Annotated in this window: 7 protein-coding genes; 4 read left to right on the top strand and 3 right to left on the bottom strand. The window is 42.4% G+C overall.

Annotation, left to right across the window (positions count from 1 at the left end; all coding sequences use genetic code 11):
- The first annotated feature begins 43 nt into the window (after nucleotides 1-43).
- The 3 genes from G0Q07_RS07920 to G0Q07_RS07930 all read left to right on the top strand — a co-directional run bounded on the left by G0Q07_RS07920 (nucleotide 44) and on the right by G0Q07_RS07930 (nucleotide 4169).
- Nucleotides 44-1609: a carboxylesterase/lipase family protein gene (locus tag G0Q07_RS07920; protein WP_163345577.1), complete on the top strand. Its 1566-nt coding sequence runs from the start codon at nucleotides 44-46 to the stop codon at nucleotides 1607-1609.
- Nucleotides 1610-1981: 372 nt separating this feature from the next.
- The gene (locus tag G0Q07_RS07925) at nucleotides 1982-3163 is read left to right on the top strand and encodes a glycoside hydrolase family 88/105 protein (protein ID WP_163345578.1); all 1182 of its coding nucleotides are present in this window, start codon (nucleotides 1982-1984) and stop codon (nucleotides 3161-3163) included.
- A gap of 10 nt (nucleotides 3164-3173) precedes the next feature.
- On the top strand, nucleotides 3174-4169 hold the full coding sequence (locus G0Q07_RS07930; protein WP_163345579.1) for a DUF4861 family protein: 996 nt from the start codon (nucleotides 3174-3176) through the stop codon (nucleotides 4167-4169).
- A 393-nt stretch (nucleotides 4170-4562) separates the two neighbouring features.
- Here G0Q07_RS07930 and G0Q07_RS07935 read toward each other — a convergent pair whose 3' ends face one another.
- Nucleotides 4563-6656 carry a beta-galactosidase gene (locus G0Q07_RS07935; RefSeq protein WP_163345580.1) on the bottom strand — a complete coding sequence of 698 codons (2094 nt, stop codon included), beginning with the start codon at nucleotides 6654-6656 and terminating at the stop codon, nucleotides 4563-4565.
- A 235-nt stretch (nucleotides 6657-6891) separates the two neighbouring features.
- On the opposite strand from G0Q07_RS07935, the gene G0Q07_RS07940 reads away from it, so the two are divergent.
- A complete protein-coding gene (locus G0Q07_RS07940; protein ID WP_163345581.1) occupies nucleotides 6892-7221 on the top strand; it encodes a cupin domain-containing protein in 330 nt (109 codons plus the stop codon).
- Between the two features lie 145 nt (nucleotides 7222-7366).
- Here the strand turns inward: G0Q07_RS07940 and G0Q07_RS07945 are convergent, their stop codons facing one another.
- Together G0Q07_RS07945 and G0Q07_RS07950 are read right to left on the bottom strand one after the other, a co-directional pair.
- Complete coding sequence (locus tag G0Q07_RS07945) at nucleotides 7367-11581, bottom strand: two-component regulator propeller domain-containing protein (RefSeq protein WP_163345582.1); 4215 nt, start codon at nucleotides 11579-11581, stop codon at nucleotides 7367-7369.
- A gap of 162 nt (nucleotides 11582-11743) precedes the next feature.
- Complete coding sequence (locus tag G0Q07_RS07950) at nucleotides 11744-14581, bottom strand: TIM-barrel domain-containing protein (RefSeq protein WP_163345583.1); 2838 nt, start codon at nucleotides 14579-14581, stop codon at nucleotides 11744-11746.
- Between the last annotated feature and the right edge of the window lie 240 nt (nucleotides 14582-14821).

Raw genomic sequence — 14821 nt, forward strand, 5'->3', positions numbered from 1 at the left:
AAACGACCTTTTTAAGACTAAACAAATTGTAAACCTACTACCTATGAAAAACGTACGCATAATTCTATTTCTTGGCATTGCCTTGGTTTTTGGGGCATGTTCAACTCAGCCACCCATGCTAATAAAAGATAGTGTAACTATTGCCGATGGAACGGTGAGTGGTTCTTTTGATGAAAGTACCGGAATTACCACTTTTAAGGGAATCCCGTTTGCTGCTCCGCCTGTAGGAGATTTGCGTTGGAAAGCACCACAACCCGTTGAACCCTGGGAAGGCGTGAAACAATGCACCGAATTTTCAGCCAGTCCGATGCAGGCAACTCCCGCACCTTTTATGATGTGGACGCAGGAATACATTGCTCCAAAAGAGCCCTTAAGCGAAGATTGTTTGTACCTGAATGTTTGGACTCCGGCTAAAGATGCTACTGAAACACGCCCCGTGTTTGTTTACATCTATGGCGGTGGTTTTTCAAGTGGTGGAAGTGCTGTGCCTATTTACGATGGCGAGGAAATGGCGAAAAAAGGCATCGTTTTTATTAGTATAAATTATCGTGTAGGAACTTTAGGATTTTTGGCGCATCCGGAACTTACTGCTGAATCGCCAAACAACGCTTCCGGAAATTATGGGTTACTCGATCAGGTTACGGCACTTGAGTGGGTGAATAAAAATATTGCAGCCTTTGGTGGCGATCCTGAGAATGTGACCATTGCCGGTCAGTCGGCTGGTGCGTTTAGTGTCAATTATTTAGTGGCAAGTCCGTTAACAAAAGGCCTTATTCACCGTGCCATTGCCGAGAGTGGTGGTGCTGTTCTTTCAACCAATGCGTTAGCACGTGGTGGTAGCCTGAAATCTGCAGAGGAAGCGGGTATAAAATTCGCCGAGTCTTTGGGGGCATCATCTATTGAAGAATTGCGGGTAAAAAGTGCTGAAGAAATTTTAAGCAGCAGAGGTGGTGGTGCACCGATCGTTGATGGTTATTTTCTGCCCAAACCGGTTAGTGAAATATTTGCCAGCGGAGAGCAAAACGATATTCCTGTGATAATTGGATGGAACGAAGATGAAGGATTTGGCCCGCCATCTGTTTCAGGAGAACAGTTTAAAGCCTCTTTAAAAGATCGATTTGGCGACATGGCCGATGAATTTCTGGCAAAATTCCCAATGAATACAGAAGAAGAAGCCCAAACCATTCAGAACGATCTGGGTGCCTTGCAAACTTTTGGTGTTCAGTCGTATAAGTGGATGCAACTACAAAATGAAAAGGCAACATCGAAGGTGTTTATGTATCGTTTTGAGCGCGATGTTCCTTATGCCGATGGAATGAGTGATTTTGGAGCTTTCCATACAGGGGAAGTTTCATACGCCTACAATAACCTGAAAATGAGCCCGCGTCCATGGACCGAGGCGGATTATAAACTGGCCGATCTGATGTCGGACTACTGGGTGAATTTTGCTACTTCAGGAGATCCAAATGCAGACGGATTGCCGGAGTGGGAAGCAGCTTCGCCTGATAACCTGAAAGCAATGCGCTTTAATACAACATCAGCGTGTGACGATGTACCAAGCATTGAACTGCTTCAATTTCTTGATAAATTTTATACCGAGACCAAATAAAACTATAGTTACCATTTAATTGATTTCAAGCCCGCAAGGAGGTTCCGATTATTAGCTTGAGGATAAGGAAGAAGTAACGGATATGTTCCTATTTCTCATTAGAACGGACCATCCACAGCTAAATATGCCCGCCAGAAAAGTATTGCAGGTGGTAGTCCGTTTGAAGACTTTACCGACAGAACTTATAAAGGGAAAACCATCGAGGCAGCCAATGTTTACGATTTGAAAGTTGTAAAAGAGACAAAGCGGGGCCCCAATTATCAATGGGGCTCTTTTTATGACCTTTGGGAAAATATTCCCGTTTTATGATACATTTTAATTGCTGAAAATCTCGCGGGTAGATTAGTTTTGTTGTCAAACAATAGTAAACCAATGAGGACATTTGCAATTATCTTTCTATTTATTGCGCTAATCGGATGCAATTCAAAAACTACCAAACAAAATTCAGTACAAACTACGGAGCCCTTATGGTTGGTAAAATTTGCTGAAACCGTTTTACACGAAGCAGACAGTTTGATTTATTATCAGCGCGAAAAACCCAAATACGAGTACGATTACGCTTTTCTGGGCGATGCCATTTATAAATTAAAAGACGTTGACCCGAAATATGGTGCTTACCTGAAAGATTATATCGATTACTTTTTGCACGAAGATGGCGAAATTGACGGTCAAAAAACTTCGGATTACAACATCGACCGTGTAAGACCCGGTAACAGCATGATTTCGTTGTACCAGGACTACGGCGATGAAAAATATCGCCTGGGAATAGAAACGCTGGTGGAGCAAATGAAAGGCCAGCCGCGGACAAATTCCGGTGGTTTTTGGCATAAAAAAATATACCCCTATCAAATGTGGTTGGATGGTTTGTACATGGCCTCTCCGTTTTTGGCTCGTTATGCCAAAGAATTCGATCAGCCACAGTGGTTCGATGAGGTTACTTTTCAACTGCAGGAAGTGTATAAAAGTACGCTCGATGAAAAAACGGGGCTGGTTTACCATGCCTGGGACGAAAGTCGCGAGCAACGCTGGTGCAACAAAGAAACCGGCCAGTCGAAACACTTCTGGAGCCGTGCTACAGGCTGGTACATGATGGCTTTGGTTGATGTGTTGGAATACTTACCTGAAGATCATAAAGACAGGGAAGCACTGATCAGCATTCTGAATGATCTTAGCGCATCCCTTTTAAATGTGCGCGATGTGGAGACCGGCTTATGGTACCAGGTGTTGGATATGGGCGGCGAAGAAGGCAACTATGTAGAAGCATCGGGATCGGCAATGATTGTTTATTCCTATGCAAAAGGAGCTAAAAAGGGTTGGCTGCCGGAAAGCTATCTTGAAATCGCCGAAAACGCTTTTGATAGTACAACTGAAAACCTGGTTTCGGAAGATGAAAATGGTTTAGTAACTTTAACCAATACTTGCGGAGCCTGTGGTTTGGGCGGAAATCCATACCGCGAAGGAGATTATAATTACTATATTTCGGAGAAAAAGGTGGATAACGACCAAAAGGGTGTGGCACCAATGATTTTAGCAGCAATTGAATTAAATAAATAACAAGAACATTATGAAGAATCTGACTCTAATCCTGACGATACTGGCATTAATTGCAACGGCTTGCACAACTAATAAACCCAAAGAAAAAGTCGCTGAAAAAAGTGTGGAAGTACAAAAAACACAAGCCTATATTGGTTTAAAAGATGGCGGCGAGTGGAAATGGGTAACCAAAAACAACGGCAACGAACAATGGGAGTACCAGGGGGGCGAATTTCATCCGGTATCACAATTGAAAGTGGATGAAAAACATACCGATCATTCATTCGATATCCAGTTTGAAGGACCGGGGTGGGAATCAGATAAAGTGGGCTACCGTATTTATCTCGACTGGCGAAATGCTATCGATATTTTTGGCAAGAAGACCGATTCGTTGGTTTTGCATAAGGTGGGATTAGATGGTTTTGATTCGTACCACGAAGTGAGCGACTGGGGTGTTGATGTGCTGAAAGTAGGCTCATCGCTGGGAATGGGGTCAGTAGCTTTTTGGGATGGAGGAAAAGCTATCCGTGTAGAAAAAACCGACAGTTTATTTAGCGAAGTGGAAAGTAGTGCTGAAAAGTCGAAAGTCAACATAAATTACTACGGCTGGGAGATTAACGATACAAAAACAACCTTGCAATCAACACTCGAAATTGAAGCCGGAAGTTACCTGACAAAATATACACTGAAACTCAGCGAGGCGCTGCCGAACCTGGCCAGCGGAATTGTAAAACACGAGGGCACAGATGTGCAGATTTTCACTGATATAAAAGAAGACTGGACCTGCCTGGCAACTTTTGGCGTGCAAACCTTGCAGGAAGATAAGTTGGGTATGTGTGTTTTTGTAAAAACAGATCAGTTGCTGGAAATTACCGATGATGAATATAGCGATGTATTAGTGATGAAACCTGAAAACAACGAATTGACCTATTACTTTGGTGCGGCCTGGGAACAAGATGCTTCAGGAGTAACATCAATGGATGAGTTTAAGGCGCTGCTAACTGAGCAGGCAAAATACATCCGCTAAATGAACAAACTGTTTCTGCTTTTTATTTGCCTGCTGTTTCTGCTTTTTTCACAGCACTAATTTAATTTTCCGGACGATACATCGTTTAACCTACAAAGTACTTATCGGAAGATCGCCAAAGATTTTCCGCATGCAAGCATTGTGTAAGATTTTAACATTCCGGTGATAAATGAAAAGCATAACATGATCTACCACTCCTTTGGCGGGCGTGAGTTACACATCGATATCTTTTTTTCAAAAATCAGTAAAGCAAACCAGGCAGCTGGGGTGCTGTTGATTCATTATGGAGGTTGAGCCTCCGGAACAAAATTGCACCTGGTACCTTTGGCGCAAAAGCTGGCCGAAGCCGTACTTATCGTTATTTCATTTTTGGATAAGGCGTTGAAATAGTTCTTATTTTGTCTTCCAAACCAAAACGCCGGCTGTAGGAATACTTGTTTCTCCAATCAGTATTTCAGAACCGGTAGGTAGCTCCATATTGTAGTTAATATTCGAGTAATTCACAGCAATTCCATAACCATCACGGTATTCAACCATAACTCCTTTGGGATAGTTTTTTACGTCGATATCAAGACGATCATAAAGTTTGTCCAGAACGGCATGCTCTAGTTTTCCATTGTGACTGTCAACTCCAATGTAGGTTACCGTTCCTTTGTTGAGTTGATTAAAAGTTACGGCTGTTTTTCCGGCATAAAAATCGCCGCTGTAGGTTCCCCAGGTTTCTGTGCCGTTGTTGGCTTTCAAAATATCTCCCCAGGTTGTCCAGGCGTATTTTTTATTGTCCATTATTACGGTGTCGGGCGCATATGGACGAAGCAAATCATAGAATTCAATTTCGCCACCAATGAGTTCGTAAAGCGGCTCGGCATGTTTGGCCTGCCACAAATGGCCCAATTCATTTTGATGACCCGTGCGAACGGACATTACCAGGTTGCCGCCATTTTTTACATATTCAGTTAGCTTATCAATCAGCTTTATACTCATTTGCTGATAGGCCGGAGCAACAATTACCGGGTACTGTGCAAAATCCATGGTATCGCGAATAAAATCAACCGGTGCGCCAAATGCTTTTAGTGCTTTGTAGTATTTCAGCACGTGGCCTTCGGTATACCAAACGTTAGTTTGTTTGTTGTTATTTATGGCAACCGCATTATCCGGATTGTACAAAATGGCTGTTTTTCGATTTAAGTAATCCTGAGGAATTTGTCCCTCAGAAGGATTGTTACGAAGCACTTCTATTTCGTCGATAAATTTTTCGTATTCTAAGCCGCCCGGAGTAGGCGTCACTCCATCGGGACCAACAATGCCGTAATGGTATTGCTCGTAGCCGTAGATAGGTGCACGAAAACGGTAGGTGCAGGTGAACTTACTACCTCCTGCAAAAACATGCCATAACCACAGCCGTACGGCTCCCGGCAAAGGTTGCGAGTTGATCGATCCCCAGTTTACTTGTCCGGGTTGAAGTTCCATAACACCGTAAATTGGCGTTAGTGGACGAAAGTAATCGTTGGCCATTGCAATTCGCGAGTATTCGCCCACGCGGTAACCTTTTGGCCCAATTCCGGGATGTTCGCCATAAACCATGTAGCGGGTGTAGGTAATAAAATCAAGCTCCTTGCTGGCACCAACATAACGTGCGTCGTAGTAGGGGATGTAGTTAGTTGTTATCCACTGGTCGGGATTGACAATCTGGCGAATTACTTTTGCCTGCTCATCCAAAAAGCTCGATGTTTCGTAATCGCAAAAACGACTGTGATCCAAACGCTGGTACAAATTCATTCCCCATTGCGAGTGCTTCGGAATGTTTATCTCATCAAAGTTATTGTAGGTGCTGCTCCAGAAATTGGTTCCCCAGGCCTCGTTCAACGTTTTAATGTTGCCGTATTTTTCTTTTAACCATTCTCTGAAACGTTTTTGGGCATCTTCGCCATAATCCACATTTGCAGCAGGTTCATTGTCCAGTTGCCATCCAAAAATACGGTCGTCGTTACCGTAATGTTTGGCCAGTTCTTCAATCATTTTAAGCGAATAACTGCGGTAATATTCGTTTGAGAAAGAAGCATGTTGGCGTGCTCCGTGATCCATTCTTGTCCCGTCTTCGTGCTGTTTCAGAATATCAGGATGTTTGCGTACTAACCACACCGGAGGAGTCGCTGTTGAGGTACACATTACTACTTTCAGATTGTATTTATCGGCTAAAGCCACTGCACGGTCGAGCCACGAGAAATCGTAAACGCCTTCTTCCGGCTCCAGTTGTGCCCACGCAAACTCGGCAAAATGGGTAAATTCAAAACCCATCTCAGCCATCTTTTTTATATCGCGTTCCCATTGGCTTTCGTCCCAGTGTTCGGGGTAATAATAAGCGCCAACTGAAGTTAATTCTTTAGGAGGAAAATAATTTCGTTCTTGTGCGAAAGTGCCTGTTGAAAACAGATTAACTAAAAAGAAGTTAATAAGTATTAGTCTGATAAGTTTTTGTTTGTTCATGAATTTTGGTCTTTATATAAACTGTGAAATAATTGCACATTATTATGACGTGCAATTTTTCGATAATATCTAATCGGAAGCCATAAAAATAAGGGAAAAGTGTGAGATCAGGAAGGCGAAAAACAAATTTATAAAAAGTAAAATCGCTATTATTTCAACGGTTCCGAAATTTGATATAAATACAGGGAAACTATTAGCTTTGTAGTAATAACAGTATAAATTTAACCGGTAAGTTATGGCAAGCGAAAAAGTATTAAAAAGCAGTGAACGCTGGGAAGATCTTGGCGATGGCTTGGCACGCCAGATTATGGGCTGGGACAACCAGATTATGATGGTAAAAGTAAAATTTGAAAAAGGTGCCGTTGGAGCCGAACATTCGCACTTTCACACACAAACTACTTATTGTGTTAGCGGCAAGTTTGAATTTACCATGGACGGCGAAAAAGTAATTGTAGAGCCAGGTGATGGTTTGTATGTAGAACCGAATATGTTGCACGGAGCGCTTTGTTTGGAGCCCGGAATTCTGATCGATGTTTTTAGCCCGGTTCGGGAAGATTTTTTGTAGGAATAGGAAAAAACGTTATTGAGTAATTTAGTGAATGAGGACTATTTTGAGTAAAATTTAGTATTACAGGATAGTTCCCGATAATTTGTAACAGATCTCTCGCTGCGCTTCGAGATGACAGGGGGCTTGAAACTTTTGCCTTACACTAAGAGAATTTGTCTTTTACATCATCTGACAGATCGTTTGTGGTTTTTCGGTTTTTTTCGATGTATTCAGACGGCAGCATTTCGTATTCTTTCGAAAAATATTTCGAGAAATACCGCGGGTTGTTAAAGCCTACCTGGTACGCTACTTCTGATACCGAAAGCTGACTTGTTTCGAGAAGGTGAGCAGCTCGTTTTAATCGAATAACGCGGATAAATTCGATGGGTGTCCGATCGGTTAAAGCCAGCAGTTTTTTGTATAGACTTACGCGGCTCATTCCCATTTCTGCACCAAAACCTTCAACGGTAAACGACGCTTCTGCAATATTCGCCTCAACAATTTTTAGGGCTTTTTTTATGAACTTTTCATCTTCCGAATCAACCTGTATCTTTTCCGGGCTGATTCCGATCATCGACTGGTAAGACCGGCGCAGCTGCTCGCGCGAGCGCAATAGATTTTCAATACGCGATTCCAAAACTTTAAAGTCGAAAGGTTTGGTAAGGTAGGCATCAGCTCCCGACTCGTAACCTTCAACAACCGGAGCGGTATCGGTTTTTGCCGTTAGCAGGATTACCGGAATATGTTTGGTTTTTCTGTTCGATTTTATTTTAGCGCATAGTTCAACGCCGTTCATTTCGGGCATCATCACATCGCTAATCACAATATCGGGCAATTGTTTTTCAAAGGTCGCCCAGGCTTCTGCTCCGTTTTCGGCCTCAATAATATTGTATTTTTCTTTAAAATTTTCCTTTAAGTAAAAGCGCAAATCGGAGCTGTCTTCCACAATCGCCAGCGTTTTTTTCTCCCGGTCGAAAGCCGGAGCTTTATCGGTTTTTGTTAATGCGGGTTGTTTGTTGGTTTTTCTTTCTGTCGTTTCAAGTTGCTTGTTGGCGGCTATTTCTTCATCAGTAAACAACTCCACAGGAATTTCCACCGTGAATGTACTTCCTTCATTCAGCTGGCTATCAACATTAACATCGCCTCCCAGCAGGGTAACGTATTCCTTTACCATCGACAAGCCAATTCCGGAGCCCTGGTTGATTTCTGTTCCCGTAGTATCGGTTTGGTAAAAGCGGTTAAAAATCTGCATCTGTTGTTCGGGCGTAATCCCAATTCCCGTATCCGATACTTTTACAATTAAAACAGGTTTTTCGGCCGATGAATCCAGGTTGATATCCAGGCTGATTTTGCCTCCGCTGTTGGTAAATTTGCAGGCATTGCTTAGCAGGTTGGTAAATATTTTATCGGTTTTGTCTTTATCAAAATAAGTGTACAGGCTATTGTGGCTGCTTGAAAAGTGGAACGAGATATTTTTACTTTCCATCAGGTCTTCAAACGACGCTAAAATCTCGTGAATAAAACCGATCATCTCGCCCCAGTTTTTATTTACTTTAATTTTTTGGAGCTCCATTTTCCTGAAATCGAGCAACTGGTTTACCATTGCCATCAATCGACGGGCGTTGCGCTGAATCAGAATAAGGTGTTTTTTATCGTCGTCGTTTTTACTGTTTTCAATTAATTTATCGATGGGGGCGATTATCAGCGAAAGTGGTGTGCGAAATTCGTGACTGATATTGGTGAAAAACTTGGTTTTTAATGTGTCGACCTGGTGAATACGTTCAGCCTCACGGTGTTCCTGTTCGGCTTCAAATTTCAATCGCTGACGTTCGGCCAAAATCCTCCAGCTTATAAATAACAAGCCGGCAATAACCAAAATATAAAGTATATAGGCGTAGCCGGTTTCCCAAAATGGCGGAAGAATTTTGATGCTTAAAGGCGGATTCATTTCGCGCCAGTTGGAATTATCGTTACTTACCCTGATGCGCAGCCGGTAATCTCCGGGATTCAGGTTGGTGAATGTAAGTTCGTGCATTCCGCGGTTAACTTCCATCCATTCGTTGTTAAAGCCACTCAGCTGGTATTGAAAATTGTTTTTTTCGGGATGAAAATAGCCGATTGCAGCAAACTCAACCGAGAACACATTCTCTTTATGTTTCAGTGAAATTTGCTTGCTGTAGGTAATCGATTTATCCAGAATAATCCTCTTTCGGAAAGGCTCGTTAACTTTAATATTTTGATTGAATACCTTAAAGTTGGTAAGCACGATTTTTTCGTTTGGCGTTTGAACCACAATATCTTCGGGTTTAAATAAATTGAACCCGTTTGCACCGCCGAAAATCAGCTCTCCGGAGCGTGTTCGGTAGGCTGACTTTTGGTTAAATTCGTTTCCCTGCAGGCCATCCTGCAATCCAAAATTCTCGATATCAACCTCCAGGTTTCCAACTGGCAGCTGATGCGAATAGTTTTTTACGCTGATTTTTGATATTCCTTTTAAGGTAGCAATCCAAATGTTTCCGTTTTGGTCTTCCTGAATGGTTTTTATATTGGAATTGGCTAGCCCGTCGGCTTCTGTTAAAACTTTAAAAGTGCCTTGTGTTTTATTTAAGATGTTTAGCCCCTGCATAGTTGCCGCCCAGATTAAACCCCGTTCATCTTCGTGGATGTCGTTTACACTGTTGTTGCTTAACTGTCCGGGCGTTTTCGGATCGGCATCGTAATGCGTAAAACGTTTGGTATTCAGGTTTAATACATCAAGGCCGTTGGAAGTTCCCAGCCACAGGTTTTGCTCGCTGTCCTCCATTATCGACATGATAAAATTGGAGCCTACCGAATTTATATCGTATGCAGTGTAATGAATAAACTGTTCTTCCGAGCGGTCAAAAAGATTCAATCCGCCATTTAACGTCCCGATCCACAGGTTTTGTTTCGAGTCTTCAAAGACCGACCAAACCCGGTTGTCCGACAAGGAACCGGAGTTATCCGGATCGTGCAGATAGTGTTTAAATGTTGCTCCATTGAAACGGTTTAAACCGCCCTGGTAAGTTCCGGCCCACAGTGTTCCTTTACTGTCGATATGCAAAGCAACAATTACGTTTGCACTAATAGAGTTAGGATCGTCAGCATCATGGAGGTAAGTTTTAAAGGTGTTATTGCTGCGGTTAAAATAAACTAATCCACCACCATTTGTGCCAATCCACAGATTTTCCCGGTTGTCTTCAACAAAGCAGTTAACATCGTTGTACGGCAAGCTGTTTGGCACCTCGGCCGAGTACCTGTAGTGGTTAAAAGGAATAAGGTTTTTGTGGTAGTAGCTAATGCCTTTTTTATAGGTTCCGGCCCAAATAATATTTTCATTATCGCGATACAGGCAGGTTATACTGTTTTGGGCAATTCCGAACGGACTCTCAATATTGTTTTGTAGAACGCTTATGGTTTTTTTCTGCTTGTTTAGGATGTTGATCCCGCCGTGATCAGTACCAATCCATATGGATCTGTTATCTTCTTCAATAACCGACGAAACCAAATTGGTGGAGAGTTTAAATGGAGATGACGACTGTGTGTATCTGCTTATTTGTTTGGATTGATGATCAAAAAGGAACACGCCATAAGGTATACCGGGCGAATAAATCCAGATGTCGTCGTCGGCATCGATAAAAAACTGGAAGTTATTAGCTTCACTCATCACTTCATCGCCCAGAAAAAATGTCTGCTCGGTTTGTTTGGTTTCCGGATTGATTTGCAACAGCTCGCCGGCTCTCGAAATAACCCAAATCATGCCCTTACTATCTTCTGCAATATCGCTTAAGGAATTATCATAATTTGGCCTTTTAACTTTTGATACAAATTGAATGGAATCAACCGTTTGGTTTGCAGAGTTGAACTTGTATAAACCATAGTTGGAATTCAACAGCCAGGTGTTTTTTTTGCTGTCGATAAAAAACGATTGCAGCCCGGCGATTGGAATGCCGGTGTTCCGGTAATTTCTTCCCGGTGCTGAAAAGCGTTCGAGTACGGGATCGTAAATAGTAAATTCGGCATAGGAACGAATCCACAAACGGCCGTCAATGTCTTCAAATAAATATTCAATTCCGTTAAATGGTATCGAGGTACTGTCGTTAAAATCGTGTAGAAAAGTCTTAAATCCGGAGCCATCGTAGCGGTTTAAACCCTGCGCCGTTCCGAACCACATAAAACCTTGTTGGTCTTTTAATATTGCCCTTATTTCGTTATTTGATAAGCCGTTGTTAATGTTAAGGTGCATAAACTTATAAGGCTCGTTCCCGGGAATGGAAGTAGCCTGTGTGCTTAATGCAGGTAATAATACATGGGCAACAACGAATAAAAACAGCAAGAGTTTATGCAGTAAGGACTTCATTTCAGGTTACAATCGTTCATATAAAGAGTCTGATTTCAGACTCTTGCGAATGTAAGCATAAAAATAAAAACGGGAAACAGAATGGCATTTCTGTTCCCCGTAATTCAAATCAACTAAACTTGTTTGCTTAAAACCTGAGTTTTTCTAAAGTCGAACTCAGGCTTATAGTTCTACGATAATTTCTTCTCCTGTGTAGTTTACTGTTTTTACATTACTTGCTTTTCCAAGCATAGCTACCGGTTGTTCGCGCGAAACTTTAATGATTCGGAATTCGCGGTTTTTAACCATTTCCGGATATTCGCCGTTGCGTGCTCCAATATGCAGGCTGTTTTCACTTTCTGAATAAGTAAATTCGATAGTACTGAATTCGCCACCTTCATAAGCGTAAGTTGTTCCTTCGTCTTCGTATAATTTAAACGAAGCATCTTTTCCGGTGTACACGTAAATATCGATCGGTGCACCTTTTTTCTCGTCGGTGTACTGAATTTCAGGTCCAACAGGAATGATAGAACCTTCGCGTACAAATAGCGGCATTCTTTCGTATGGTGCTTCCACGCTTAACTTTTGGCCACCGGCAAGGAATTCGCCTGTGTATAAATTATACCAACCTCCATTGTTCGGAAAGTAAACATCGCGTTTTGTGGCGTTGTATTCGTATACCGGGCAAACCAGCAACGACTGGCCAAACATAAACTGGTCGCCAATATTCAGCACCCGGCGGTCGTCGGAAAAATCCATTGCCAAACCGCGCATAATCGTGTAATCATCGTGATAAACCGCACCCGTTAAACTGTAAATGTAGGGCATTAAACGGTAGCGCAGTTTGTTGTAATATAACATCGATTTGTATGCCGGATGGTTTTCGGGTGCAATGTTGTATACCTCGCGGTACGGATACTGCCCATGAACTCTGAAAAGTGGAACAAAAGCTCCAAACTGGTACCAGCGTGTATTTAATTCGCGCCATTCTTTCATGGCTTCGCTGCCTTCGGTGGCACGCTCAAATTTCTTTTGCACACAGAAACCGCCAATGTCCATTGTCCAGTAGGGGAGTCCCGACATCGAGAAGTTGATACCAGCCGAAATCTGTGCTTTCATGTCTTTCCAGGTGGTGCCAATATCGCCACTCCACGTGGTGGTTCCGTAACGTTGCATTCCTGCAAAACCCGATCGGGTAAGAATAAACACGCGGTCTTTCGGATTTTCTTCGCGCTGACCTTCGTAAATTCCTTTGGCGTTCATCAGTGCAAATGCGTTAAAATATTGCGTTGATGATCCCAAAGCCGTCGGATTCATCAAGTCTTTTCTGTAGTCTATGCTTGCATTTGAAAGGATGTCCGGCTCGGTAGCATCCAACCACCACGAGTCAATTCCCAGCGAATATAAGTGCTCGTTAATCTGTTCCCAGAAGAGTTCTCTGGCTCCCGGATCGTAGGCATCGTAGAACGAACCAATGTACCCCGGGTAAATCCAGTCGCGAATACTGTCTTTAATGGCTTGTTTATACATCCAGCCATTTTTGTCGAATTCGTTGTAATGTTCAGTTCCCAAATAAAATTTTGGCCAAACCGATATCAATATTCGGGCGTTGTTATCGTGCACCATGTCTATCATTCCTTTGGCATCAGGGAAACGTGCTTTGTCGAACTCGTGGCTACCCCATTTGTCAACTTCCCAGTACGACCAGTCTTGCACAATATTATCGATAGGAATTTCTCTTTCTCTGAATTCCTTCAAAGTACTTTCCAGTTCTTCCTGTGTTTTGTAGCGCTCGCGACTTTGCCAGAAACCCATTGCCCATTTTGGCATCACCTGGGCTTTTCCGGTAAGTGTGCGGTAGCGGCTGATCACATCGTCCATACTGTTTCCTTTCATAAAGAAATAGTCGATTTGGTCGCCCATTTCCGAGTAGAACGAAATGTTGTCCTGCACATCAGGCTCAACAGGCGATAGCGCTTTCAATCCGATGTACGAAACACCACCATCAGGAATCCAGTCGAGTTTTACGTGGTACTTTTCGCCGGCTTTCATATCGTACTGAAATTTAGCTACCGATGGGTTCCATGCCGTACGCCATTTGTCAGCCATCAGTTCGCCATTCACCCAAATTTTAGTGTATCCTGCGTAATACAACAGAAAACGAAAAATGCCACTTTCCTTCGGCTCAATATCTCCTTCCCACACAATGCGGGCGTGGTTAAAATCAAAACCTTCAGGGAAATTTTCAATGGTTTCCAGGTTTTCGTAATCAATTGTTGATTCTGTGCGGATTGTATAAATATGGTCGTTCTCGTTATTGTCGATGTAAGTGGCTGTTAAGCCGCCTTCGTTTCCTTCGGCATCGTAAAGTTTAAACTGATCGATCTGTCCATAAGGGCGAGGATCGCCAAAACGCGAAAGCGAGTAGTTGTCCCAAAGCAGTCCGTAGTTGTTTGTTGAAACAATAAAGGGTACCGACACTTTTGTGTTGTACTGAAAAAGCTCCTCGTTTTTTCCTTTGTAGTTTATTTCATCGGCCTGATGTTGTCCAAGTCCGTACAAAGCTTCATCGTCTGACGATTCGAAAACCTGACGGGTTGACCAGGCACTTACACCATCAACTTCGATTGGTTCGAACGATTTTCCACCGTTTTCTTTTTCCTGAAGAATAGGATTGCCATTCTCATCCATAAACAGAACTTCCCCGGTTACGGTTGAAACTTCAACTTTTGTTTTTGCTGTTGAAATGATTAGATTTTCGCCGTCTTCTTCTACCTGAAACGAAACAGCTTCCTTCTGAGGAATAGTTATAAGACTTTCTTTTGTGCTGAAAGATTTGCTTGCGCTTGCCGACACTTTAATGATCTCGTCGTGTACCGGCGTAATTTTAATGGCCTGCGCCTCTTGCTTGCCGGCTTGCTGTGGGTAAACAATAACAGCATCCTGGGTTTTTTCCCAATTCTTTTGCGAACAGGAAACAGCCAAAATCCCGATTAACAGAAATAAAAATAGTTGCTTCATTTTGTATAGATATTTGTTTTGTACTCAATTTATGGATTATTTGTGTGAAACACTTACGGTTATAAGTATTTACGCTCTGAAGCCAGTTTGAATTTTCGAGGATTTAAGCTCCGGGCAGGCCTGTGTAACCTGCCCGAAATAACTTAAATCTGTAGAAAACATTTAACTAACTAACTAACTAACTAACTAACTAACTAACTAATTTTTATCTTACTAAACTTTATTCTTATTGTGCAAAGT

The organism is Draconibacterium halophilum (genome assembly GCF_010448835.1).
Taxonomy (GTDB): domain Bacteria; phylum Bacteroidota; class Bacteroidia; order Bacteroidales; family Prolixibacteraceae; genus Draconibacterium; species Draconibacterium halophilum.